Source organism: Microbacterium sp. SS28 (genome assembly GCF_022761035.1).
Lineage (GTDB): Bacteria > Actinomycetota > Actinomycetes > Actinomycetales > Microbacteriaceae > Microbacterium.
Genome location: NZ_JAKWJP010000002.1, coordinates 240,604 through 265,232 on the forward strand (window position 1 = coordinate 240,604; position 24,629 = coordinate 265,232).

General features: G+C 71.7%; 25 protein-coding genes. 1 reads left to right on the plus strand and 24 read right to left on the minus strand.

What is annotated here, in order from left to right; genetic code table 11:
- Nucleotides 1-17: 17 nt before the first annotated feature.
- From lgt to rpe, 11 genes are all read right to left on the minus strand, one after another.
- A complete protein-coding gene (lgt, locus tag MJ607_RS06445; RefSeq protein WP_243074749.1) occupies nt 18-1,001 on the minus strand; it encodes a prolipoprotein diacylglyceryl transferase in 984 nt (327 codons plus the stop codon).
- 49 nt (nt 1,002-1,050) lie between these two features.
- Nucleotides 1,051-1,860 (minus strand): tryptophan synthase subunit alpha, encoded by an 810-nt coding sequence (trpA, locus tag MJ607_RS06450; protein WP_243074750.1) that lies wholly within the window; start codon nt 1,858-1,860, stop codon nt 1,051-1,053.
- On the minus strand, nt 1,857-3,056 hold the full coding sequence (trpB, locus tag MJ607_RS06455; protein WP_243075271.1) for a tryptophan synthase subunit beta: 1,200 nt from the start codon (nt 3,054-3,056) through the stop codon (nt 1,857-1,859). Before trpB ends, trpA begins: the two co-directional genes overlap by 4 nt.
- A 53-nt stretch (nt 3,057-3,109) precedes the next feature.
- Entirely contained in the window at nt 3,110-3,886 is a 777-nt protein-coding gene (gene trpC, locus MJ607_RS06460) for an indole-3-glycerol phosphate synthase TrpC (RefSeq protein ID WP_243074751.1), read from the minus strand.
- 2 nt (nt 3,887-3,888) lie between these two features.
- A complete protein-coding gene (locus MJ607_RS06465; RefSeq protein WP_243074752.1) occupies nt 3,889-4,119 on the minus strand; it encodes a DUF6704 family protein in 231 nt (76 codons plus the stop codon).
- Between the two features lie 33 nt (nt 4,120-4,152).
- Nucleotides 4,153-4,755 carry a Trp biosynthesis-associated membrane protein gene (locus MJ607_RS06470; RefSeq protein ID WP_243074753.1) on the minus strand — a complete coding sequence of 201 codons (603 nt, stop codon included), beginning with the start codon at nt 4,753-4,755 and terminating at the stop codon, nt 4,153-4,155.
- Entirely contained in the window at nt 4,752-5,129 is a 378-nt protein-coding gene (hisI, locus tag MJ607_RS06475; RefSeq protein WP_243074754.1) for a phosphoribosyl-AMP cyclohydrolase, read from the minus strand. Before hisI ends, MJ607_RS06470 begins: the two co-directional genes overlap by 4 nt.
- Nucleotides 5,126-5,905 (minus strand): imidazole glycerol phosphate synthase subunit HisF, encoded by a 780-nt coding sequence (hisF, locus tag MJ607_RS06480; RefSeq protein ID WP_243074755.1) that lies wholly within the window; start codon nt 5,903-5,905, stop codon nt 5,126-5,128. Before hisF ends, hisI begins: the two co-directional genes overlap by 4 nt.
- Complete coding sequence (gene hisG / locus MJ607_RS06485) at nt 5,905-6,747, minus strand: ATP phosphoribosyltransferase (RefSeq protein WP_243074756.1); 843 nt, start codon at nt 6,745-6,747, stop codon at nt 5,905-5,907. The genes hisF and hisG overlap by 1 nt, the downstream gene beginning before the upstream one ends.
- A gap of 43 nt (nt 6,748-6,790) precedes the next feature.
- Nucleotides 6,791-7,054 (minus strand): phosphoribosyl-ATP diphosphatase, encoded by a 264-nt coding sequence (locus MJ607_RS06490; RefSeq protein ID WP_243074757.1) that lies wholly within the window; start codon nt 7,052-7,054, stop codon nt 6,791-6,793.
- Nucleotides 7,055-7,147: 93 nt separating this feature from the next.
- Nucleotides 7,148-7,825 carry a ribulose-phosphate 3-epimerase gene (gene rpe / locus MJ607_RS06495; protein WP_243074758.1) on the minus strand — a complete coding sequence of 226 codons (678 nt, stop codon included), beginning with the start codon at nt 7,823-7,825 and terminating at the stop codon, nt 7,148-7,150.
- 20 nt (nt 7,826-7,845) lie between these two features.
- Between rpe and glsA the strand changes: the two genes are divergently transcribed.
- Nucleotides 7,846-9,018, plus strand: a complete 1,173-nt coding sequence (gene glsA, locus MJ607_RS06500) for a glutaminase A (protein WP_243074759.1) — start codon at nt 7,846-7,848, stop codon at nt 9,016-9,018.
- A 94-nt stretch (nt 9,019-9,112) separates the two neighbouring features.
- On the opposite strand, the gene MJ607_RS06505 is transcribed toward glsA, so the two are convergent.
- From MJ607_RS06505 to pyrR, 13 genes are all read right to left on the minus strand, one after another.
- A complete protein-coding gene (locus MJ607_RS06505; protein ID WP_243074760.1) occupies nt 9,113-10,477 on the minus strand; it encodes an RsmB/NOP family class I SAM-dependent RNA methyltransferase in 1,365 nt (454 codons plus the stop codon).
- The gene (fmt, locus tag MJ607_RS06510) at nt 10,474-11,397 is read right to left on the minus strand and encodes a methionyl-tRNA formyltransferase (protein ID WP_243074761.1); all 924 of its coding nucleotides are present in this window, start codon (nt 11,395-11,397) and stop codon (nt 10,474-10,476) included. The genes MJ607_RS06505 and fmt overlap by 4 nt, the downstream gene beginning before the upstream one ends.
- 8 nt (nt 11,398-11,405) lie before the next feature.
- A complete protein-coding gene (locus MJ607_RS06515) occupies nt 11,406-13,391 on the minus strand; it encodes a primosomal protein N' (RefSeq protein ID WP_243074762.1) in 1,986 nt (661 codons plus the stop codon).
- A gap of 57 nt (nt 13,392-13,448) precedes the next feature.
- Nucleotides 13,449-14,642, minus strand: a complete 1,194-nt coding sequence (gene metK / locus MJ607_RS06520; RefSeq protein WP_243074763.1) for a methionine adenosyltransferase — start codon at nt 14,640-14,642, stop codon at nt 13,449-13,451.
- A 97-nt stretch (nt 14,643-14,739) separates the two neighbouring features.
- Complete coding sequence (gene rpoZ, locus MJ607_RS06525) at nt 14,740-14,994, minus strand: DNA-directed RNA polymerase subunit omega (protein ID WP_243074764.1); 255 nt, start codon at nt 14,992-14,994, stop codon at nt 14,740-14,742.
- A gap of 81 nt (nt 14,995-15,075) precedes the next feature.
- On the minus strand, nt 15,076-15,972 hold the full coding sequence (gene gmk / locus MJ607_RS06530) for a guanylate kinase (RefSeq protein WP_243074765.1): 897 nt from the start codon (nt 15,970-15,972) through the stop codon (nt 15,076-15,078).
- Nucleotides 15,965-16,840 (minus strand): orotidine-5'-phosphate decarboxylase, encoded by an 876-nt coding sequence (pyrF, locus tag MJ607_RS06535; protein ID WP_243074766.1) that lies wholly within the window; start codon nt 16,838-16,840, stop codon nt 15,965-15,967. The genes gmk and pyrF overlap by 8 nt, the downstream gene beginning before the upstream one ends.
- On the minus strand, nt 16,837-20,124 hold the full coding sequence (gene carB / locus MJ607_RS06540) for a carbamoyl-phosphate synthase large subunit (protein WP_243074767.1): 3,288 nt from the start codon (nt 20,122-20,124) through the stop codon (nt 16,837-16,839). The genes pyrF and carB overlap by 4 nt, the downstream gene beginning before the upstream one ends.
- Nucleotides 20,117-21,271, minus strand: a complete 1,155-nt coding sequence (gene carA / locus MJ607_RS06545) for a glutamine-hydrolyzing carbamoyl-phosphate synthase small subunit (protein ID WP_243074768.1) — start codon at nt 21,269-21,271, stop codon at nt 20,117-20,119. Before carA ends, carB begins: the two co-directional genes overlap by 8 nt.
- Complete coding sequence (locus MJ607_RS06550; RefSeq protein WP_243074769.1) at nt 21,268-21,777, minus strand: hypothetical protein; 510 nt, start codon at nt 21,775-21,777, stop codon at nt 21,268-21,270. The genes carA and MJ607_RS06550 overlap by 4 nt, the downstream gene beginning before the upstream one ends.
- Nucleotides 21,774-23,084: a dihydroorotase gene (locus tag MJ607_RS06555; protein ID WP_243074770.1), complete on the minus strand. Its 1,311-nt coding sequence runs from the start codon at nt 23,082-23,084 to the stop codon at nt 21,774-21,776. The genes MJ607_RS06550 and MJ607_RS06555 overlap by 4 nt, the downstream gene beginning before the upstream one ends.
- Entirely contained in the window at nt 23,081-24,040 is a 960-nt protein-coding gene (locus MJ607_RS06560) for an aspartate carbamoyltransferase catalytic subunit (RefSeq protein ID WP_243074771.1), read from the minus strand. The genes MJ607_RS06555 and MJ607_RS06560 overlap by 4 nt, the downstream gene beginning before the upstream one ends.
- Nucleotides 24,037-24,567 carry a bifunctional pyr operon transcriptional regulator/uracil phosphoribosyltransferase PyrR gene (gene pyrR / locus MJ607_RS06565; RefSeq protein ID WP_243074772.1) on the minus strand — a complete coding sequence of 177 codons (531 nt, stop codon included), beginning with the start codon at nt 24,565-24,567 and terminating at the stop codon, nt 24,037-24,039. Before pyrR ends, MJ607_RS06560 begins: the two co-directional genes overlap by 4 nt.
- Between the last annotated feature and the right edge of the window lie 62 nt (nt 24,568-24,629).

Here is a 24,629-nt window from a genome sequence, read left to right on the forward strand (position 1 = left end):
CACGAATGTGCAGCGGGTTACTTGGCGGCGACTGTGCTTGTGGCGGTGCCCTCGGCGACGGCGTCGGCGGGTGGTTCGCTGAGATCGACGAAGTCGTTGGTGTCCTGCGATTGTACAGCCCCGGCGGGATTCCACTCGCGGCCCGGCTGGTAGGGAGAAGGCTCCAGGCCGGGGTGGCGCCGCTTCTGCACGATCAGGATGACGAGACCGAGCACGACGCCGAAGATCGCCGCCCAGACGTTTGTGCGCAGTCCGAAGTAGACCTCGCTGGGGTCGATGCGGATCGACTCCCACACGATGCGTCCGGCGCTGTACCAGACGAGGTACAGGCCGAAGAGGCGGGCCCACTGCAGCGTGAACTTCCGGCCTGCCCAGAGCAGGACGAGCACGCCCAGCGTGTTCCAGATGACTTCGTACAGGAACGTCGGGTGGAACAGCGTCCCCGGCTCGAGGCCCGCGGGGAAGGCGGGGTTCTCGCTGTCGATCTCGAGACCCCACGGGACGTCGGTGGGAAGGCCGAAGAGCTCCTGGTTGAACCAGTTGCCGAAGCGGCCGATCGCCTGCGCGAGCAGGAGGCCAGGGGCCAGCGCATCGGCGAATGCCGTGAATCGGATGCCGGTCCACCGGCAGCCGAGCCACGCGCCGATCGCGCCGCCGATGAGGGCGCCGTAGATCGCGATGCCGCCCTCCCAGATGCGGAAGATCGCCCAGAAGTCGCTGCCCTCGCCGAAATAGAAGCCCGGGTGGGTCGCGACGTGGTACATGCGTGCCGCGATGATCGCGAGCGGCACCGCGAGCAGCGCGATGTCGACGACGACCCACGGCTCGGCGCCGCGCTTGGTGAGCCGGTGGTTCGTCATGAAGACGGCCACGATGATCCCGGCGATGATGCACAGCGCGTAGTAGTGGATCGTCAGGTTCCACGAGAACACGTTGATCGTGAACGAGCTCACGGGAGGGCTCGGGATGCTGGTGACGACGTCGAGTGCGGCGCGGATCATGCTGGTCCTTCGGAAGGGGTTCGCCGGCATCGCGCCGGCTTTTGGAAGTCTAAGCGGCGCGCACGGCGCCCGCGGCAAGTGCGCGAGCCGTCTCGGAGAGGCCTTCGAGGCCGCCGTCGCGGAGCGCGCGCACGAGGGCCGTGCCCACGATCGCGCCATCGGCGTAGTCGAGCACGCCCTCGATCTGGTCAGCGGTCGAGATGCCGATGCCGACGCACGCGCGCAGCTCGCCGTCGGGCGATGCGGAGGCGTGCTCGCGGAGGCGTCCGACGAGAGTGCGGGCGGCGGCATCCAATTCGGCCCTCTCGCCCGTGATGCCCATGGTCGAGACCGTGTAGACGAAGCCCGTCGAGCTGCGGACGATGAGCTCGAGGCGCTCGTCGGTCGACGTGGGCGCCGCGAGGAACACGCGGTCGAGGCCTGTGCGCTCGCTCGCCTCGATCCACTCGCCTGCGGCCTCGGGCGTGATGTCGGGCGTGATGAGCCCCGCACCGCCCGCCGCGAGAAGGTCGTCGGCGAAGCGGTCGACGCCGTACTGCACGACGGGGTTCCAGTACGTCATCACGAGCACCGGTACGTCGACGCGGCGCGTGATCTCGCGGACCGCCGTGAACGTGTCGCGCAGGCGGAAACCCGCGGCGAGAGCCGCCTGCGTCGCCTCCTGGATGACCGTGCCGTCCATGACGGGGTCGGAGTACGGCGGGCCGAGTTCGAGGATGTCGGCGCCGCTCTGGGCGAGGGCGACCGCCGCGTCGATGCTGGTCTGCAGATCGGGAAAGCCCAGCGGAAGGTAGGCGACGAACGCGCCCCGTCCTTCCGCGCGGGCGGCGTCGATCGCGGCGGCGACGCGCGAGGTCACAGCTTCGTCCCCTCACCCTTGGCGGCGGGGTCCGTCGGCTCTCCGAGGACGGGTTCGTCGTCGTAGAGGCCGAAGTAGGTCGCCGCCGTGTCCATGTCCTTGTCTCCGCGGCCCGAGAGGCACACGGCCAGAACCGCGTCGGGGCCGAGCTCGCGCCCGAGGCGCAGCGCGCCCGCGAGGGCGTGCGCCGACTCGATGGCGGGGATGATGCCCTCGGTCCGGCTCAGGAGGCGGAGCGCCTGCATCGCCTCGTCGTCGGTCGCGGGGATGTACTCCGCGCGCCCGATCGACGCGAGCCAGGCGTGCTCAGGGCCGACGCCCGGGTAGTCGAGGCCCGCCGAGATCGAGTGCGACTCGATCGTCTGGCCGTCCTCGTCCTGGAGGACGTAGGTGCGCGCGCCGTGGAGCACGCCGGGGCGTCCGCGCTCGATCGAGGCGGCGTGACGGGGCGTGTCGACGCCGTCGCCCGCGGCCTCGACTCCGTAGAGCTTGACGCCCTCGTCGTCGAGGAACGCGTCGAACATGCCGATCGCGTTGGATCCGCCGCCGACGCACGCGACGACGGCATCCGGAAGCCGACCGATCTCGTCGAGGAGCTGCGCGCGCGCCTCTTCCCCGATGATCTTCTGGAAGTCGCGCACCATGGCGGGGAACGGATGCGGCCCCGCCGCCGTGCCGAAGATGTAGTTCGTCGACTCGACTGTCGCGACCCAGTCGCGGTACGCGTCGTTGATCGCGTCCTTGAGGGTGCGGGACCCGGTCTTGACGGGGATCACCTCGGCGCCGAGCAGGCGCATCCGTGCGACGTTGAGGGCCTGTCGCTCGGTGTCGACCTCGCCCATGTAGATGGTGCACTCGAAGCCGAAGAGCGCCGCCGCCGTCGCCGTCGCGACGCCGTGCTGGCCGGCACCCGTCTCGGCGATGACGCGCGTCTTGCCGAGGCGCTTGGTCAGCAGCGCCTGTCCGAGCACGTTGTTGATCTTGTGCGAGCCGGTGTGGTTGAGGTCCTCGCGCTTGAGGAAGACGCGCGCGCCGCCCGCGTGGGCGGCGAACCGCGGCACCTCGGTCAGGACCGACGGGCGGCCCGCGTACGAGCGCAGGAGCTCGGCGAACTCGTCCTGGAATGCGGGGTCGACGATCGCCGTCTCGTACACGGCGGTCAGTTCGTCGATCGCGGCGATGAGCGACTCGGGCATGTAGCGCCCGCCGAACTCGCCGAAGAAGGGCCCTGCGGCCTCGCGCAGCTGCGTCACTTTCCCGCCTCCAGGAATGCACCGAGGGTCGCGACCGGATCGCCGGTCACGAGCGCCTCGCCGATGAGCACCACGTCGGCACCCGCCGCGCGGTAGTGCGCGACATCCGCCGGTGTCAGGACCGCCGACTCGGCGATCTTGATCGCGTCGGCCGGGATGCGCTCCGCGAGCCGGCCGAACAGGTCGCGGTCGAGCGCGAACGTCGAGAGATCGCGCGCGTTGACGCCCACGAGCCGCGCGCCGATGTCGGCGGCGCGGTCGACCTCGTCGGCCGAGTGGGTCTCTACGAGGGGTGTCATGCCGAGCTCGAGCGTGAGCGCGTGCAGACGCGCGAGGACGTCCTGCTCGAGCGCCGCCACGATGAGCAGCACGAGGTCGGCACCCGAGGCGCGGGCCTCCAGCACCTGGTACTCGGTCGCGATGAAGTCCTTGCGCAGGACCGGCAGAGCCACGGACGCCTTGACGGCCTCGAGGTCCGCGAGGCTGCCCTTGAAGCGGCGACCCTCCGTGAGGACCGAGATCGCCGAGGCGCCCCCCTGCTCGTAGAGGCGCGCCTGGAGCGCGGGGTCCGGGATGTCGGCGAGATCGCCGCGCGAGGGGCTCGCGCGCTTCACCTCGGCGATGATCTTGACGCGGTCGGCGGGCGCGAGGGCTGCGAGGGCGTCGCGCGCAGGGCTCTGCGCGAGCGCCGCCCGCTCGACGACGGCGAGAGGGCGCTCGGTCGCGCGCGTCTCGGCATCCTCCACCGCGCCGGCCGTGAGGTCGGCGAGCATGCTCAGTGCTCTTTCGGCGAGTACTTCGGGCCGTTGACGCCGTAACCGGCCTTCGCCATTCCCCAGCCCACGAGGAGGCCGACGATGAGAAGACCGGCCGAAGCCCACACCCCGGCCGGGATGTCCATGAAGAAGAACAGCGTGCCGATCGCCACCGCGACGAGCATGATCACGACGGCCGTCCACGCGGCGGGCGAGTGTCCGTGGCCAGGGTCGCCGATGTGGTTGCTCATGGTTTTCCTCCGTATTGCGCGGGCTGGGTCAGTCTAGCGGGCGGTCGGGTCGTCGCCGCGCGACAGGTCGTCCCACGAGTCGATCGCATCGTGGGGACGGGATGCCGCCGGCCCGGTGGCCGCCGCAGGAGCGGCATCCGTCCGGTACTTGCGCCCGCTCCCCCGCCACTGTCGCGCCGTCGCGACGGCGAACAGCCCCGCGGCGAGCAGGACGATCCATGCGGCGAGCGTCACGGCGGGCCACGGCGTCGAGCCGATCGAGACGACGAGCGCCGTCACGGCTTCGGTGCCCGTGAGGCCCGTCGCGGTCGTGACGGTCGCCGCGACCGCGGCGATGGGCGGCGCCGCGACGATCTGCGCCGTGAGGACGCCCAGCACGACAGCGATGACGACGGTGAGCGCGCCGAAGATGCAGCGCAGGACCAGACCCACGATCGACAGGGCTCCGCCGAGCGCGAGCACGGCGAGGCTCAGCGGCGCGAGGACGGGGATGGCGGCGGCCCCGGGAACCGCGAGCGGGTGCGCGGCGCCGTCCGCGAGCACGACAGTGAGCCACGTCTGGGTCGACGAGATGATGCCGATCGCGCCCGCGAGCACGATCGCCGCGACGGTGAGGAGGCGCGCGCGCGCGATCACGGCTGGGGGCCGCGGACCGGGGCGAGGTCGTCGGCGTCGAAGCACGTGCGCGTGCCGGTGTGGCACGCGGGGCCGATCTGCTCCACCTCGAGGAGGATCGCGTCGCCGTCGCAGTCCAGGCGTGCGCCGCGGACGAGCTGGATGTGGCCGGAGGTGTCGCCCTTGCGCCAGTACTCCTGGCGCGATCGCGACCAGAAGGTGACGCGGCCTTCCGTCAGCGTGCGGCGCAGGGCCTCGGCATCCATCCATCCGAGCATGAGGACCTCGCGCGTGTCCCACTGCTGCACGATCGCGGCGACGAGGCCGACGTCGTTGAACGCGACGCGCGCGATGCGCTCCTCGACGGACTCGGAGCCTGCCGCTGTCTCCGTCATGCTGTCGCTCCCGTCTCGCGGACATCGATGCCGTCCGACACGAGCGCCGCCTTGACGTCGCCGACGGTGAGCTGGCCGGAGTGGAAGACGGATGCCGCGAGCACGGCGTCCGCGCCCGCGCGGATCGCGGGCGCGAAGTGCTCGACCGACCCGGCGCCGCCGGAAGCGATGACGGGGACGCTCGAGAGCTCGCGCATGAGAGCGACGAGCTCGAGGTCGAAGCCCTCGCGCGTGCCGTCGGCGTCGATCGAGTTGACCAGCAGCTCGCCCGCCCCGCGCTCGATCGCCTCGCGGGCCCAGGCCAGCGCGTCGAGGGTCGTCTCGGTGCGGCCGCCGTGGGTCGTCACGACGAAGCCGGAGTCCGTCGCCGAAGAGCGCTTGACGTCGAGCGAGAGCACGAGCACCTGAGCGCCGAAGCGGTCGGCGATCTCATCGAGGAGGTCGGGGCGCGCGATGGCGGCCGAGTTGACGCCGATCTTGTCCGCGCCGACCGAGAGCAGCCGCGCGACGTCGTCCGCGGAGCGCACTCCCCCGCCGACCGTGAGCGGGATGAAGACCTCTTCTGCCGTCCGGCGCACGACGTCGTAGGTCGTCGAGCGCTCGTCGACGGTCGCCGTGACGTCGAGGAAGGTGAGCTCGTCGGCGCCCTGCTCGAAGTAGAGCCGTGCGAGCTCGACGGGATCGCCCATGTCGCGCAGGTTCTCGAAGTTGACGCCCTTCACGACGCGCCCCGCCGCGACGTCGAGACACGGGATGACGCGGCACACGAGGCTCATCAGAGCCTCGCGTTGTGGATCGGCGTCACGAGGATCGCGCGCGCGCCGATCGCGTAGAGGGCGTCCATGACCTGGTTGACGCCCTTGCTGGGGCTCATGACGCGCACGGCGACCCACGCCGGGTCGCGCAGGGGCGAGATCGTGGGCGACTCGATGCCGGGCGCCAGCTTGACGGCCTCGTCGACGAGCTCAGCCGGCAGGTCGTAGTCGATCAGGACGTAGCGGCGCGCGACGAGGACGCCGCGCAGGCGGCGCAGCAGCGTCTCGGTGCCGTCGATGTCGTCGGGCCCCGTGATCAGGACGGCCTCGGACTCGAGGATCGGCGGGCCGAAGATCTCGAGCCCCGCCTGACGCAGCGTCGTGCCGGTCTCGACGACGTCCGCGATGGCATCGGCGACGCCGAGACGGACGGCGGACTCGACCGCGCCGTCGAGCGGGACGAGGTCGACGGCGATGCCGCGCTCATCGAGGAAGGCGTCGACGAGGCCCGGGTAGGACGTCGCGATGCGGGTCCCCTGGAGATCGGCGAGGTCCTGGAACTTGCCGCGGGGTGCGGCGAAGCGGAACGTCGAGGTCGCGAACCCGAGCGCTTCGATCTCGCGGGCACCCGGCATCCGGGCGTCGAAGAGCAGATCACGACCCGTGATGCCGACGTCGAGGGCGCCCGAACCGACGTAGGTCGCGATGTCCTTGGGGCGCAGGTAGAAGAACTCGACCTCGTTCTGGGGGTCGATGACGTGCAGATCCTTGGGATCGCGGCGACCGGTGTACCCGGCCTCGTGCAGCATCTCGGAGGCGGTATCGGCGAGCGAGCCCTTGTTGGGCACGGCGATGCGCAGCATGTGGGGACTTTCGGGTCGGAGCGTCGAGGGTCGGAGGCGGCGCTCAGAGATGTCGGTAGACGTCCTCGAGCCCGAGCCCCTTCGAGATCATGATGACCTGGAGGTGGTACAGCAGCTGCGAGATCTCTTCGGCCGTGGCATCCGTCGACTCGTACTCGGCCGCCATCCACACCTCGGCGGCCTCTTCGACGATCTTCTTGCCGATGTAGTGGACACCGGCGTCGAGCTCGGCGACCGTGCCCGATCCTTCGGGGCGCTCCACCGCTTTCGCGGAGAGCTCGGCGAACAGCTCGTCGAACGTCTTCACCATGCCAGGGTAGCGCCCTTCGACACTCGCGCTCCGCGCGCTGCTCCGGAAGCGGGCGCCGCGCGGGCCGTGGCCCGCGTGACGCCGACAGCCTCAGTGGGAGTGCGCCGCGATCCCCCGCAATGCCGTGATCGCGAGCCCCGGATCGGCCGCGCCGAACACGGCGGACCCCGCGACGAAGGTGTCGGCGCCGGCCTCGGCGGCCTGCGCGATCGTCGACTCGCCGATGCCGCCGTCGACCTGCAGCCACACGGCGGAGCCGCGGCGCTTGGCCTCGTCGGCGAGCCGGCGCAGCTTGGGCATCGTCTCGGGCATGAACGACTGCCCGCCGAAGCCCGGCTCGACGGTCATGACGAGGATCTGGTCGAAGTCGTCGAGGAGGTCGAACAGGCTCTCGACGGGGGTCGCGGGCTTGACGGCGACGCCCGCGCGCGCGCCGATCGACCGCAGCCGGCGGGCGAGGGCCACGGGCTCGGTCGCCGCTTCGAGGTGGAAGGTCACCGATGCGGCGCCGATCTCGGCGTACTCCGGCGCCCAGCGGTCGGGGTCGGCGATCATGAGGTGCACGTCGAGCGGCACGGGGCTCGTCGCCTGGATCCGCTCGACCATCTGCGGACCGAACGTGAGGTTCGGCACGAAGTGGTTGTCCATGACGTCGACGTGGACGAAGTCCGCCTCCGCGATGCGCGCGAGCTCGGCCTGCATGTTGACGAAGTCGGCAGCCAGGATGCTGGGGTTGATCCGGATGCGGTCCTGGTCGTGGCGCGGCATCCGTCCATTATGGTCGAGCCGTGGATCCCATCGTGGCGCTCATGCAGCAGGTCGTGGACGACGTCTCGGATGACGACAGCGGCTCCCCCGCGTCCTACATCCCCGAACTCGCGACCGTCGACCCCGATCGTCTGGCGTTCGCCGTCGTCGGCCCGCGCGGCATCGTGCGCTCGGTCGGCGACGACGAGGTCGAGTTCACGATCCAGTCGATCTCGAAGCCCTTCGTCCTCGCGCACGTGCTGTCGCGGCAGGGGCTCGACGCCGTCATGAAGCGCGTCGGCACCGAGCCGAGCGGCGAGCCGTTCAACGCCATCAGCCTCGAAGAGGGCACCGGCCGCCCCGAGAACCCCATGGTGAACGCGGGCGCGATCGCCACGACGGGCATGGTGGAGGGAGCGGATGTCGCGGAGCGCACGCGGCGGATCCTCGAGACCCTCTCGGCGTTCGCGGGCCGCGAGCTGCGCGTCGACGAGTCGGTCTACCGGTCGGAATCCACGACGGGTGACCGCAACCGCGCACTCGGGCACCTCATGCGCTCGTACGGCATCGTCGACGCCCCCGTCGACGTCGCCCTCGAGACCTACTTCCGGCAGTGCTCGATCCTCGTGACGGTGAGGGACCTCTCGGTCATGGCGTCGACGCTCGCGTTCGGCGGTGTCAACCCCGTCACGGGTGAGCGTGTCGCCTCGGAGCGCGTCGCGCGCGACGTGCTCTCGATCATGTCGAGCTGCGGCATGTACGACTTCTCGGGCGAGTGGCTCCTGCGCGTCGGGCTGCCCGCGAAGAGCGGCGTCAGCGGCGGCGTGCTCGCGGTCGCGCCGTCCCAGTTCGGCGTCGCGGCGTTCAGTCCGCGCTTGGACCGGCACGGGAACAGCGTGCGCGGGCAAGCGATCGTCGCGACGATGTCGGACCGGATGGGGATGCATCTGCTGGAGCCCCACGAGAGCATCTCGCAGCCGATCGTCGACATCACCGAGACCCCGGAGGGACGCGTCATCCGGCTCAGCGGAGAGCTCGGGTTCGCGGCGGCCGAGCGCGTCCTCGCCGTCCTGCGCGACCTGGCCGTCGCCACCCCGTCGGGCTCGACCATCAGCCTCGACGCCCGCGAACTCGCCCGCTCGCACCCCGCCGCACTCGTCGCCTTGAAGGTCGAGCTCGACGGGCTCCCGGCATCGATCACGCTGCTGGAGTGACCGTCTGGGCGGGCGTGCGGCAGGGGTTCTCGTCGAGACAGATGACGTGCGGCTCGGTCTCGGCGGAATCTGCTGATTGAGCGGAGCGCGCTGGTCAGACGCGCCGCAGGAGCGAGATCGACATCGCGTCGGTGTTGTGGCGGTGCGGCCAGAGCTGCGCGCGCAGCGAGCCGTCGGCCTGCGCCGGCAGCCGCGGGTCGGTCGACGCGACGCGCGCGACGACAGCCCGCGCGTCGACCTCCTCGAGCGACGAGCCGAATGCGCGTCGCACCTCGGCGACGACACCGGACGTCTCTGCGAGATGCGGCGAGCACGTGATGTACGCGACGATCCCGCCGGGGCGGAGCGCCAGGACCGCGGCCGAGAGGAGCTCGGTCTGCAGTTCGGTGAGCGACGGGACGTCGGAGGGCGACTTGCGCCAGCGCGCCTCGGGCCGCCGGCGCAGCGCGCCCAGCCCCGTGCACGGCGCGTCGACGAGGATGCGGTCGTAGAGCCCGGGAGTGTCGGCGGCACGGAACCGGCCGTCCTCTTCGGACACGTCCACCTCGAGCGGGACGCCCGCGATCGCGCGCCGCACGAGCCCCGCGCGGGCGGGTGAGATCTCGTTCGCCTCGAGCAGCGCGCCCCCGGCCAGCGCCTCGGCGGCCAGCACGGCGGTCTTGCCGCCGGGGCCCGCGCACAGGTCGAGCCAGCGCTCGCCGGGGCGGACGGGCTCGGCGCGCGTCAGAGCGAGCGCCGCGAGCTGCGACCCTTCGTCCTGCACGCGCACGCGGCCGCCGGAGCCCGTCACGAGCCCCTCGGGATCGCCGCCGCCGAGCCGGAAGCCGAGCGGAGAGTAGGGCGTGTGCCGGGCGTCGTCGGGGACCTCGGCGAGTCCGGGAAGGGCGGCCATCGTGACGCGCGGCGAGGCGTTGTCGGCCGTCAGGAGGGCCTCCAGCTCGTCGGCACGCCCCTCGGCGGCGAGGGCGCGCCGGAAGGCGCGGACGATCCACACGGGGTGCGAGTAGACCAGGCCGAGGCGCTCGTCCTCGGAGCGCGCCGACTGCTCTACTCGCGTCATCCAGTCCCCCGGCGTGTCGCGTGAGATGCGGCGCAGGACGGCGTTGACGAAGCCCGTTGCACCGCGACCCGCTCCACGGACGAGCTCGACCGACTCGTGGACGGCGGCATGCGACGCGACGCGCGTCGAGAGCAGCTGGTGCACCCCGAGGCGGAGCGCGTCGATGACGGCGGCGTCGATCTCCTGCACGGGACGATCGGCGGCGATCGAGATCACGGCGTCGTACGTGCCGCGGCGACGGAGAGTGCCGTAGGTGAGCTCCGTCGCCAGGGCGGCGTCGGCCGTCGAGAGCTGAGCCCGCGCGATCGCGGTGGGCAGCAGCAGATTGGCGTAGGCGTCGGACTCGCCGACCGCCTGCAGCACGTCGTGTGCGACGCGGCGGGGTGCGCTGGCGCTCATTCCGCGACCACCCGACCCTCGGCGCGCATCCCGCGCCACCAGTCGGGGGCGCGCATCGCGCCCTTGCCGGCGGGCTGGACGGTCTCGAGCACGATCGGGTCGGTCGCGGTCCCCGCGTGCACGTCGCGTCCCACGAGGGCGAGCTCGCCCGGAGAGAGGCGCTCGGCTCCCGCGGGGGCGGGCGCCGCCGCGAGAACCTTGAGGCGCGCACCGTCGAGGGTCGTGTGCGCGCCCGGCTCGGGGGTCACGCCGCGCACGCGCGAGAGGACGGCTTCCCGCGGTTCGCGCCAGCGGATGCGGCCATCCTCGAGACCGAGCTTCGCGGCGTGGGTGGGTTCGCCCGTCTGAGCGCGCGCCTGGGCCGTGCCGGCGGCGATCCCGTCCACGACCTCGCTCACGAGGTCCGCACCGCGCACGGCGAGATCGGCGAGCAGCTCACCGGCCGTCACGCCCTCGGGCGTCGGGATGCGCAGCTGCGCGAAGACGTCGCCCGCATCGAGGGCGGGCACGAGCTGGAACACCGCCGCACCCGTCTCGGCGTCGCCTGCGATGAGCGCGCGCTGCACGGGGGCGGCTCCGCGCCAGCGCGGCAGCAGGGAGAAGTGCAGATTGATCCAGCCGTGCCCGGGCAGCGACAGGAGCGGCTCGCGGACGAGCCCGCCGTACGCGACGATGACGCCCAGGTCGGGGGCGAACGCGCCGATCGCCCCGGTCGCCGCGTCGTCGAGGCGGTCGGCCTTGATCGTCGGGATGCCGAGCTCCCCGGCGGCCTGCGCGACGGGAGACGGCGTCAGGACGCGCTTGCGCCCGAGCGGCGCGTCCGTGCGCGTGACGACCGCGACGACATCGTGGTCGGAGGCGGCAAGGCGGCGGAGCGTCGGGACCGCGGCATCCGGGGTCCCGGCGAAGACGAGGCGCATGGCGCTCCTCACAGGTCGAGGTCGGGCACGTCGACCCGCACTCTGAGTGTATTGCGAGCGCCGGGCGTCCTCCCGCGCGCGTTCTTGCGCGCACGCAGCGCATCGGCGACGACCGAAGAGCGCAGGCTCTCGGTGACGCGCCCGCCCTGCCCGTAGTCGAAGCGGACGAGCGCGCGCACGGTGTCGTCGTCGCGGGCGACGGGTCCGAGCAGATCCTGCGCCCCGAGATCGGGCGCGGCATCCCGGACCGCCGCGAGGGCCGCCGTCACCGACGTGGAGGGACCCTCGAGGACCGCGACACGGACGGCGGGCGGCATCCGCAGCGGCGCTCGGTCGGCGAGCTCGGAGCGCGCGTAGGCGGCGGGCGTCCACGTCGCGAGAGCGCGCGCCACGGAGCCAGTGACGCCCACGAGGTGCACGGGGGCGTTCGCCGCCGACAGGGCTGCCGCGTTCATCCACCAGCGCAGGCACGACTCGCCGATCCGCAGATCGTCGGCCAGCAGCATCCGCTCGCCGTCCAGCAGGATGACGGCGCGATAGCCGCCCTCGGCGATCGGCTCGGCGCCGCGGGTCGCGACGACGAGTGCGGGGCGCGCGTCGACGTGAGTGACCGGGTGGTCGCCGTCGGCGACGATGATCCGGATGCCGGCGAACGCGCGGCCGAGCTCATCGGCGGTGCGCTCGCTGCCCGAGGAGGCCATCCGCACCCGGGTGGACTCGCAGTGCGGGCACGCCCATCCGTTCGCGGAGCGGCCGCACCATCCGCACGTCGGCACGGCACCCGGCCGGGCCGCGTGCAGGGGGCCCGCGCAGTGCTCGCAGCGGGCGGGCCGCCGGCATTCCGCGCACACCAGGACGGGCGAGTATCCGGGACGCGCGACCTGGACGAGGACGGGCCCCGAGCGCAGCGCCTCGCGGGCGGCCGCGAAGGCCGCGGAGGGCACCCGCGCGCCCCGCGACTCGCCTTCGCGCGTCGCGCTGAGGACGACGCGGGGGCTTCCTCGCCGCGCGGGCGGCACATCGCGCACCCAGCCCACGCCGATGAGCCGCTCGACGTCGGTCGTGCGTGTGTGGCCCGCGAACAGCAGCGCGCAGGCGTCGAGCTCCTGCCGGAGCAGGGCGGCGTCGCGCGCGTGCACGCCGGGGCTCAGGGGCTCGTCGAGGAGCGGGTCGCCGTCATCCCACACCGCGATCAGGCCCGGCGCGTGCACAGGTGCGTAGACCGCCGAGCGATTGCCGACCACGATGCACGGGACAGGGTCGAGCGTGCGCAGGAATCCGGCGTAGCGCGCGGGCGACGCCTGGCGGGCGTCGAGCCGGATGACCGCCTCGGCGGGGACGAGGCCGGCGAGGGCGTGCTCGAGCTGCGCCTGGTCGCGATGGTCGGGGACGACGAGCACGGCGCTGCGCCCCGCGGCGAGCGTCGAGACGGCGGCGGCCGCGAGCAGCTCGGCCCACGCGCCGACCCATCCGCCGTCGCCCGTCGCGACCTGCGCGACACGCGCAGGAGCCTCGACCGCGAGGCGTGCGCCCTGCGCCACGCCGTCGGCGAGGCCCGGGAACGCCGCGAGCACTCCCCCGGCCCACTCAGCACTCGCGGCCGGCACGGCCGGGGCATCCCGAGTCGGCGTCGCGACCCACGCCTTCTCGGCGCGCACCATGCGCTTGGGCACGACGAGACGCAGGATGTCGGACGCCGACCCCGACGCACGGTCGGCGGCGCGGCGAGCGAGCGTGTACAGCCGGTGCGGCAGGACGGGGACGGGCGAGAGGACGGCGTCGAGCTCGGAGAGCGGACGGTCCCCCGTCTCGGGCTCGCCGCGCTCGACGAGGAACCCGTCGACGACGCGACCGGCCGAGCGCAGCGGCACGCGCACGCGGACACCCGGCTGGGCGTCCTGCTCCCACTCGGGCGGGATGGCGTAGTCGAAGAGACGGTCGAGCTGCGGCAGCGGCGAATCCAGGAGGACTCGCGCCACGGGCCGCGCGGTCACGTCAGCGCCCTGCGCGCGCCGAGAGCCATGTCAAGGCCGGGGTGAGCGAGGACCGGCTCACAGGCCGGCCGCGGCGCGGAGCTCCTCGACGCGGTCGGTGCGCTCCCACGTGAAGTCGGGCAGCTCGCGCCCGAAGTGGCCGTAGGTCGCCGTCTGCGCGTAGATCGGACGCAGGAGGTCGAGCTCGTCGATGATCGCCTTGGGGCGCAGGTCGAAGACGCTCGTGATGGCCTTCGTGATCGTCTCGTCGTCGATGTGACCCGTGCCGAACGACTCGACGTAGAGCCCGACGGGGTTCGCCTTGCCGATCGCGTACGCGACCTGCACCTCGAGTCGATCCGCAAGGCCCGCTGCGACGGCGTTCTTGGCGACCCAGCGCATCGCGTACGCGGCCGAGCGGTCGACCTTCGACGGGTCCTTGCCGCTGAAGGCGCCGCCGCCGTGCCGCGAGGCGCCGCCGTAGGTGTCGATGATGATCTTGCGGCCCGTGAGACCCGCGTCGCCCTTCGGGCCGCCCGTGACGAAGTCGCCGGCCGGGTTGATGTGGTACTTCACGCCGTCGAGCGACAGGCCCGTCTGCGCGAGCACGGGGTCGATCACCTCGGCCTGCACCGCGGCGCGGAGCGCGGCGATCGAGATGTCGGGGTTGTGCTGCGTCGAGACGACGACGGCCTCGACGGTGCGCGGGACGGCGCCGTCGTAGCCGAGGGTGACCTGCGTCTTGCCGTCGGGGCGGAGGAACGGCAGCGCTCCGGACCTGCGGGCGGCGGCGAGCCTCTCGGCGATGCGGTGCGCCGTCCAGATCGCCATCGGCATGAGCTGCGGCGTCTCGTTCGTCGCGTAGCCGAACATGATGCCCTGGTCGCCGGCGCCGAGCTCGTCGATCGGGTCGTCGGAGCCGCCCTCGCGGTGCTCGATCGCCGTGTCGACACCCGCGGCGATGTCGCCGGACTGCTCGCCGATCGACACGCTGACGCCGCACGAGTCGCCGTCGAAGCCCGTGTCGCTCGACGTGTAGCCGATGCCGTTCACGACGCGGCGGACGATGCCCGGGATGTCGACGTAGCCCTCGGTGCGGACCTCGCCCGCGACGTGGACGAGTCCCGTCGTGACGAGCGTCTCGACCGCGACGCGGCTGTCGCGATCGACCTCGAGCAGCGCATCGAGGATCGAGTCCGAGATCTGGTCGCAGATCTTGTCGGGATGCCCCTCGGTGACGGACTCGGAGGTGAACAGACGCAGTGCGGACATCGAGGCTCCAGGATCGTTACGGGTGCGGCCCGCCCCCAGTCTGAGGGCAGGCCCCGACATCGCGGCGTCAGGCGCCGCGGGGCGTCACACGCCGGACTTACTCGACCGAGCGGAGGCGGAGCTTGTCTTCGTTGATCTCGTGGAGCGCGATCGTGAGCGGCTTGTCCTCGACGGTGGAGTCGACGAGCGGGCCCACGTTGTCGAAGAGGTTGCCCTCGTGCAGGTCGGAGTAGTAGTCGTTGATCTGGCGCGCGCGCTTGGACGCGTAGATCACGAGCTGGTACTTCGAGTCGACCTTGCCGAGCAGGTTGTCGATGGGGGGCTCGATGATGCCCTGGTTCGTTCCGGCCATGGGGGAACCTCCTGGTTCGGGGGCGGATGTCGGTGGAAGACGTACGGCACGCGTCACCCGGCGCGCGCCCAAACAGACAGTCTACCGCGTGAGGGCGACGACCTCTTCGGCGGCGTGGCCGACTTCGTCGTTGACGACGAGGAAGTCGAACTCGTGCTGGGCCGCGAGCTCGACCTTGGCGGTGCGCAGTCGGCGACTGCGCTCCTCGGCGCCCTCCGTGCCGCGGCCGACGAGGCGCTGCACGAGCTCGTCCCAGCTCGGCGGCAGCAAGAAGACGAGGGTCGCGGACGGCTCGGCCGCCCGCACCTGGCGCGCACCCTGCAGGTCGATCTCGAGCAGGACGCTCCGGCCCTCGTCGAGGGCCTTCTCGATCGGCCGGCGGGGCGTGCCGTAGCGGAAGCGGTTGTGCACCGTCGCGTGCTCGAGCAGCTCGTCGTCCGCGATGAGGCGGTCGAACTCCGCGTCGTCGACGAAGTAGTAGTGCTCGCCCTCGGTCTCGCCGGGGCGCGGAGCGCGCGTCGTGGCGGACACCGACAGGTGGATCTCGGGATGCTCCCGCTTGATGTGCGCCGCGACGGTGCCCTTGCCGACCGCCGTCGGCCCTGCGAGCACGACGAGACGGCTGCGGCCGCTGCGGGGCTGAAGTTCGGGCCAGCGCTCGTCGAGGAAAGCCTCGAGCGCACGGCGCTGGCGGGCGCCGAGGCCGCCGAGCCGCTTGACGGGCGAGATGCTCAGCTGCGCGAGGATCCGGTCGCGCTTGCCCTCGCCGATCGCGGGGATCGCGGTCAGGAACTCCGTGACGCGCATCGTGCCGGCGGGCGACGCGGGATCCTCGAACGCGCGCCGCAGCAGCTGCTGCGGCGTGAGGACACGCATGGCGACGTCCTGCTTGAGAGCCGCACGCGCACGCCGCGCGGCGACGGCGCGACGGGATGCCGCGGCCCGGTCGACCTCGGGAGGATGCTGTGCGTCAGGCATGGGACCCCCCACGGTACAGGGCGGCCCGCTCCTCGATGCGCGCGACGAGCCCATCCGGGCCGGCCGAGAGGATGCTGCGACTCTCGGACGCGATCACGTTCGGCGCGAGCTCTCCGAAGAGCGCCGGGAGGTCGGCCGGGTCGGCGCCCTGCGCACCGAAGCCGGGCGCGAGGATCGGCGCGCCGCGCAGGACGTCGTCCGTCAGCCCGAACTCGAGCCGGTCCACCGTCGCGCCCACCACGAGGCCCACGGGGCCGAGCCCGCCACCGAACGCGGCCGAGCCGTTGACCCACGCGATGTCGCGGGCGACGCGCGCCGCGACGGTCTCGCCGTCACCGGCCGCGACATCCGTCGTGTGCGCGGTCTGCAGCGACGCCGCCTCGGGGTTGCTCGTCGCGGCGAGGACGAAGACGCCCTTCCCGCCGCGGACGGCGAGGGTCAGCGTGCCGCGCAGCGACTCGGGGCCGAGGTACGGGCTCACCGTGACGGCGTCCGACTCGAGCGGGGAACCCGGCTCGAGCCAGGCGGCCGCGTAGCCGTCCATCGTCGTGCCGATGTCGCCGCGCTTCGCGTCCGCGATCACGATGAGGCCCGCGGCACGTCCCGCCGCGATGACCTCCTCGAGAGCCGCGTACCCGGCGGCACCTGCGCGCTCGAAGAAGGCGACCTGCGGCTTGACGACGCCGACGCGCCCGGACGCTGCGTCCACGACGCGCAGTCCGAACTCGCGGAGGCCCTTGCCCGAGGCATCCAGCCCCCACTCCTTCAGGAGCTGCGTATGCGGGTCGATCCCGACGCAGAGCGGCCCGTGCTGCGCGAACGCGGCAGTCAGCCGTGCGCCGAACGCTTCGACCCGCTCAGCGGTCACGCGCGCCCCGCCCGGTCGAGCGCGTACTCCTGGAGGCTCCTGACCTTGAAGCCCTCGCGCAGCACCGGCAGGGCGCTCACGGCGGCGCCGAGCACCGCCATGGTCGTGAACAGCGCCTTGTCGGCCGCGACGGCCGCCGCGCGGATCTCGTAGCCGTCGGCGCGCGCGGCACCACCGCTCGGCGTGTTGACGATCATGTCGATCTTGCCCGCGTTGATGAGGTCGACGATGTTCGTCTCGCCGCTGGCCTGCGTCTCGGAGTACTTGCTCACGACCTCGACCGCGATGCCGTTGCGGGCGAGGATCTCGGCCGTGCCCTCGGTCGCGACGAGCGTGAACCCGAGCTCCTGCAGGCGGTGCGCCGGCAGGATGACGGCGCGCTTGTCGTCGTCGGCGACCGAGATGAACACGGTGCCCTCGAGCGGCATGCCCCCGTACGCGGCATCCTGACTCTTCGCGAACGCGGTCGGGAAGTCGCGGTCGATGCCCATGACCTCGCCTGTCGAGCGCATCTCGGGTCCGAGCACCGAGTCGACCATGAGGCCGTCCTTCGTGCGGAACCGCTTGAAGGGCAGCACCGCCTCCTTGACGGCGACGGGCGCGTCGAGCGGCACGCGCGAGCCGTCGCTCTCGGGCAGGAGGCCCTCGGCCTTCAGCTCGGCGATCGACGCACCGGCCATGATGCGCGCGGCGGCCTTCGCGAGCGGGATGCCGAGCGCCTTCGACACGAACGGGACGGTGCGCGAGGCACGCGGGTTCGCCTCGATGACGTAGAGCACGCCGGCGCTCACGGCGAACTGCACGTTGAGCAGTCCGCGCACGCCGACGCCCTCGGCGATCGCGTGCGTCGCGGTGCGAACGCGGTCGATCTCGGTGCGGCCGAGCGAGATCGGCGGGAGCGTGCAGCTCGAGTCGCCGGAGTGGATGCCGGCCTCCTCGAGGTGCTCCATGACGCCGCCGATGTAGAGCTCGTCGCCGTCGAACAGCGCGTCGACGTCGATCTCGACGGCGTCATCGAGGAAGCGGTCCACGAGCAGGGGCTTGCCGGGCTCGATGACGACCTCGCCCGCCGTGCGGACGAAGTAGTCGCGCAGGCTCGGGGTGTCGTAGACGATCTCCATGCCGCGTCCGCCGAGGACGAACGACGGGCGCACGAGGACGGGGAACCCGATCTCCTCCGCGATCGCGATCGCGCCTGCCTCGTCCGTCGCCGTGCCGTGGCGGGGTGCGACGAGGCCTGCGGAATCCAGGATTCCGCTGAAGAGCGCGCGCTCCTCCGCGAGGTCGATCGCGGCGGGGCTCGTGCCGAGGATCCGGTATCCCGCCTCCTCGATGCCCTTCGCGAGGCCCAGCGGCGTCTGGCCGCCGAGCTGGCAGATCACGCCGAGGATCTCGCCCGAGCGCGCCTCGGCGTGCAGCACCTCGAGGACGTCCTCGAGCGTGAGCGGCTCGAAGTACAGCCGGTCGGACGTGTCGTAGTCGGTCGAGACGGTCTCGGGGTTGCAGTTGACCATGACGGTCTCGTAGCCGGCGTCGGCGAGCGCGAAGGACGCGTGGACACACGAGTAGTCGAACTCGACGCCCTGCCCGATGCGGTTGGGCCCCGAGCCGATGATGACGATCTTCGTGCGCTCCGAGGGCGTCACCTCGGTCTCGAAGTCGTAGCTCGAGTAGTGGTACGGGGTGAGCGCGGGGAACTCGCCGGCGCAGGTGTCGACGGTCTTGAAGACGGGACGGATGCCGAGCCCATGGCGGACGCCGCGCACCTCCTGCTCGGAGTCGCCGCGGAGCTGCCCGATCTGCGCGTCGCTGAAGCCGTGCTCCTTCGCGACGCGCAGGGTCGCGGCATCCAGCTCCCCTGCCGTGCGGACGAACTCCGCCACCTCGTTGATCAGGACGATCTGGTCGAGGAACCACGGATCGATCGCCGTCGCGTCGAAGAGCTGCTCGATCGTCGCGCCCTTGCGCAGCGCCTGCTGCACGACGATGATGCGGCCGTCGGTCGGGGTCTTCGCGATCTCGAGCAGCTCGTCGACCGAGCGCGGCTCGTCGCCCCAGTGGAAGCTCGATCCCCGCTTCTCGAGCGAGCGGAGCGCCTTCTGCAGCGCCGTCGCGTAGTTGCGGCCGATCGCCATCGCCTCGCCGACCGACTTCATGGTCGTCGTGAGCGTGACGTCGGCGGCCGGGAACTTCTCGAAGTTGAACCGCGGCACCTTGACGACGACGTAGTCGAGCGTCGGCTCGAAGCTCGCGGGCGTGACCTTCGTGATGTCGTTCGGGATCTCGTCGAGGCGATACCCGATCGCGAGCTTCGCGGCGATCTTGGCGATCGGGAAGCCCGTCGCCTTCGACGCGAGGGCCGAAGACCGCGAGACGCGCGGGTTCATCTCGATGACGATGATGCGGCCCGTCTTCGGGTCGACGGCGAACTGGATGTTGCAGCCGCCCGTGTCGACGCCGACGGCGCGGATGATGTCGATGCCGATGTCGCGCAGCTTCTGGTACTCGCGGTCGGTGAGCGTCAGCGCGGGCGCGACGGTGATCGAGTCGCCCGTGTGGACGCCGACGGGGTCGACGTTCTCGATCGAGCACACGACGACCGTGTTGTCGGCCGTGTCGCGCATGAGCTCGAGCTCGTACTCCTTCCAGCCGAGGATCGACTCCTCGAGGAGCACCTCGGTCGTGGGTGAGTCGTGCAGGCCCGCGCCGCCGATGCGGCGCAGGTCGGCCTCGTCGTAGGCGAAGCCCGAGCCGAGGCCGCCCATCGTGAAGGACGGGCGCACGACGAGCGGGTAGCCGAGCTGCTCGGCGCCGGCGAGCAGCTCCTCCATCGAGTGGCAGATGACGGATGCCGCGACATCCGCTCCCGCATCCAGCACGAGCTGCTTGAAGATCTGGCGGTCCTCGCCCTTGTTGATCGCCTCGAAGTCGGCGCCGATCAGCTCGACGTCGTACTTCTCGAGGATGCCGTTCTTGTGCAGGTCGATCGCCGCGTTGAGCGCCGTCTGGCCACCGAGGGTCGGGAGGATCGCGTCGGGCTTCTCCTTCGCGATGATCGTCTCGATGACGCGCCAGTTGATGGGCTCGATGTACGTCGCGTCGGCGAAGTCCGGGTCGGTCATGATCGTCGCCGGGTTCGAGTTGACGAGGATGACGCGCACGCCCTCCTCGCGCAGCACGCGGCAGGCCTGCGTGCCGGAGTAGTCGAACTCGCACGCCTGGCCGATGACGATCGGGCCGGACCCGATGACGAGGACGCTCTTGATGTCGTCGCGCTTAGGCATTGTTGTCCTTGATCGTGGCGAGAACGAGGTCCCGGAAGCGGTCGAAGAGGTAGTTGGCGTCGTGCGGGCCGGCCGCGGCCTCGGGGTGGTACTGCACCGAGAAGGCGGGGATGTCGAGTGCCCGCAGGCCCTCGACGACCTGGTCGTTGAGTCCCACGTGGCTCACCTCGACGCGTCCATAGCCGTTGGGGCTGTCGAAAGCGCCTTCGAGCGGCGCGTCGACGGCGAAGCCGTGGTTGTGCGCCGTGATCTCGACGCGGCCCGTCGCCTTGTCGAGCACGGGCTGGTTGATGCCGCGGTGCCCGAAGGGGAGCTTGTACGTTCCGAGGCCCAGCGCGCGGCCGAGCAGCTGGTTGCCGAAGCAGATGCCGAAGAAGGGCAGCCCGTCGTCGAGGACGCCGCGCAGGAGCTCCACGTGGTCGCCCGAGGCGGCGGGGTCGCCGGGTCCGTTCGAGTAGAAGACCGCGACGGGCTCGATCGCACGGATGTCGTCGATCGTGACATCCTGCGGAAGGACGTGGACGTCGAAGCCGCGCGCCGCGAGGTTGTCGATCGTCGCCTGCTTGACGCCGAGGTCGAGCACCGCGAGGTTGCCGATGCGCTCCCCCGTCGCCTCCGTCACCTCTGCCGAGGCGACCGAGACGGCCGCCGAGAGGTTCTGGCCCGCCATCTGCGGAGCGTCGGTCACGAGGCGCAGCTGCTCCTCGGGGTCGAGGGCGGCGGCCTCGCCCGAGAAGATGCCGCCGCGCATGCTGCCCGCCGAGCGGATGTGGCGCGTCACGGCGCGCGTGTCGATGCCGCTGATGCCCACGACGCCGTCGTTCACGAGCGCGTCGTCGAGCGACTCGTCGGCGCGCCAGTTGGAGACGACGCGCGAGGGGTCGCGCACGATGTAGCCCGAGACCCAGATGCGGCGCGACTCGGGGTCTTCGCCGTTCATGCCGGTGTTTCCGATGTGCGGCGCCGTCTGCAGCACGATCTGGCCTGCGTACGAGGGGTCGGTGAGCGTCTCCTGGTAGCCGGTCATGCCGGTCGAGAAGACGACTTCGCCGAGGGTCGTGCCGTGCGCGCCGTAGGCGCGTCCGACGTGTCGGGTCCCGTCCTCGAGCACGAGGACGGCGGGGTCGGCCTGGAACAGGGAGGTCATGCGTCGGTTCCCGTCGGGGTCGGAATCAGGATGCCGCTCACGGCGTCCGCGAGAGCGCGGGCCGAAGCATCCTGGGGTCGGAAGTAGGTGTCGACGACCGTGCCGTCGTCGGTGCGCCAGTCGATGCGGGTGAGCCCGTCGGGCTCGACGACGCGGTCGATCGCGACGGTCGCCTGCGCGGCGCCGGCGATGCGGGAGACGTCGAGGAACACGCGCGGCTGGCCGGTGAGGTCGAGCGCCACGCCGGCGTCGGTGATCGTGAGGTCCGCCTTGGAGCGGAACCCCAGCCCCCGGATCGCGAGGCGCTCGAGCGGCTGGCCGTGCTTCGTGGTGGCGACGTACAGCCCAGGGAAGACCGCCAGCACGGCGGCTCTCGCCGGAACCTCACCCACGGGCGCGGTGAGCGCGCTGTCGCGGCGCGTGCGTCGAATCCACGCCCACACGAGAGAGAAGAGGAGCGCGGCCGCGATGCTGATCATCGTCAGCAGGGCGCCCTGCTGGGTCATGCGCGCACTCCCGGCGTCTCGAGCAGAGCTCCTTCGGCGACGGTCGGGCGTCCGCGGTGCAGCGTCCAGCGCACTTCGCCGGGCAGTTCGCGTCCGAGGTAGGGCGAGTTGACGCTGCGGCCGGCGAGGTCACCTGTCGAGAAGGCCCGCACGGGAGCGGGGTCGTAGAAGGTGACGGATGCCGCGTGCCCTGCGCTGAGCGGAGTGCCGTGGCCCTCGAGCCGCCCGATGCGCGCGGGCGTGCGCGACATGATGCGCGCGACATCGGCCCACACGATGAGCCCCGTGTCGACCATCGCCTGCTGCACGACGCGGAGGGCGCTCTCGAGCCCCACCATGCCGTTCGCGGCGGCCTGCCACTCGCACGCCTTCGCTTCGACGGGATGCGGTGCGTGATCCGTCGCGACGATGTCGATCGTGCCGTCCGCAAGGCCCTCGCGCACGGCGAGGACGTCCTCTTCGCGGCGCAGCGGCGGGTTGACCTTGAAGCGCGCGTCGTAGTCACGCGCGAGCTCGTCGGTCAGGAGCAGGTGGTGCGGCGTGACCTCGGCTGTCACGTTCACACCGCGCTTCTTCGCCCACCGGATGATCTCGACCGACCCGGCGGTCGAGAGGTGGCACACGTGCAGGCGCGAGCCGACGTGCTCGGCCAGGAGCACGTCGCGCGCGATGATCGACTCCTCGGCGACGGCCGGCCAGCCCGCGAGACCGAGCTCGGCCGAGACGGCGCCCTCGTTCATCTGGGCGCCCTCCGTGAGCCGCGGGTCCTGCGCGTGCTGCGCGATGACGCCGTCGAAAGCCTTCACGTATTCGAGCGCGCGGCGCATGATGAGCGGATCCCACACGCAGAAGCCGTCATCGCTGAAGACGCGGACGCGGGCGCGGGAGTCCGCCATCGCGCCGAGCTCGGCGAGGCGCTCGCCCTTCTGCCCGACGGTGACGGCGCCGATCGGCTGGACGGTGACGTACCCGGCGGCCTCGCCGAGGGCGAGCTCCTGCTCGACGACACCGGCCGTGTCGGCGACGGGCGAGGTGTTGGGCATCGCGAAGACCGCCGTGTAGCCGCCCGCTGCCGCGGCACGCGACCCCGTGAGGATCGTCTCGGATGCCTCGTACCCGGGCTCGCGCAGGTGCGTGTGCAGGTCGACGAGGCCGGGGAGCGCGACGAGTCCGTCGGCGTCGACGACTGTCGCGCCGGAGCGGCTCAGTCCCGTGCCGACTTCGGCGATGACGCCGTCCTCCACGAGCAGGTCGGCGGCTTCGCCGCCTTCGAGCCGGGCACCGCGGAACAGAAGAACCTCTGTCATTGCACGTTCTCCTTCTCGTCCATGCCCGCAAGCAGCAGGTAGAGCACCGCCATGCGGACCGAGACCCCGTTGGACACCTGCTCGAGCACGGTCGAGCGCGGTGAATCGGCGGCGTCGGCGGAGATCTCGAGACCCCTGTTCATCGGGCCCGGGTGCATGACCATGCTACCGGTGCCGAGCGCCGCGAGCCGAGTCGCATCCAGCCCCCACCGCCGGGAATACTCCCGTTCAGTGGGGAAATACGCGGCGTGCATGCGCTCGAGCTGGATGCGCAGCATCATGAGCGCGTCGCAGCCCTCGGCGATCGCCTCATCGAGGTCGTACACGACGCGCGCGGGCCAGGCCGAGACGTCGTGGGGAACGAGGGTCGGCGGCGCGACGAGCGTCACCTGCGCTCCCAGCGAGGCCAGCAGCCACACGTTCGAGCGGGCGACGCGCGAGTGCAGGATGTCGCCCACGATCGTGACGCGAAGGCCGTCGAGGTCGCGTCCGCGGCTGTCGTCGCCGAATGTGCGCTTGCGGATCGTGAAGGCGTCGAGCAGGGCCTGGGTCGGGTGCTCGTGCGTTCCGTCGCCCGCGTTGACGACTCCCGCCGTGATCCAGCCGCTCGTCGCGAGCGTGCGCGGCGCGCCGGAGGCGCCGTGGCGGATGACGACGGCGTCGGCGCCCATCGCCTGCAGCGTCTGCGCCGTGTCCTGGAGCGACTCGCCCTTCGAGACGCTCGAGCCCTTCGCCGAGAAGTTGATGACGTCGGCGGAGAGGCGCTTCGCGGCGGCCTCGAACGAGATGCGCGTGCGGGTCGAGTCCTCGAAGAAGAGGTTGACGACCGTCTTGCCGCGCAGCGTGGGGAGCTTCTTGACCTCGCGCCGCTGCGTGTCGGCCATGTCCTCGGCGACGTCGAGGATGCGAAGGGCCTCCTCGCGCGCGAGCGTCTGGGTGTCGAGCAGGTGCCTCATGACTCGATCGTCACCTCCTCGGCGCCGTCGACCTCCGACAGGCGCACGTTGACGCGCTCGTCGCGGGCGCTGGGCAGGTTCTTGCCGACGAAGTCGGGGCGGATCGGCAGCTCGCGGTGGCCGCGGTCGACCAGCGTCGCGAGGCGCACGGCGGCGGGGCGCCCGATGTCCTGCAGCGCGTCGAGGGCGGCACGGATGCTGCGTCCCGAGAAGAGCACGTCGTCGACGAGCACGACGGTCTTGCCGTCGATGCCGCCGGCCGGGATCTGCGTCGGATGCGGGGCGCGCGTCGGATTGCGGTGCAGGTCGTCGCGGTACATCGTGACGTCGAGGGCGCCGACGGGCACGGGCTGTCCGCCGAACTGCGCGACGAGGGCGCCGATCCGGTGGGCGAGGGCGACACCTCGAGTGGGGATGCCGAGGAGGACCAGATTCTCCGGGCCCTTGTTGGACTCGAGGATCTCGTGGGAGATCCGAGTCAGCGCCCGGGTGATGTCGGCCTCGTGCAGCACGGTTCGCGTGCTCATCCGCCGCTCCCTTCTCCGCCTCACAGGACGGTGTTAAAGGTTGCTCTAGGTTCCGGTCGATC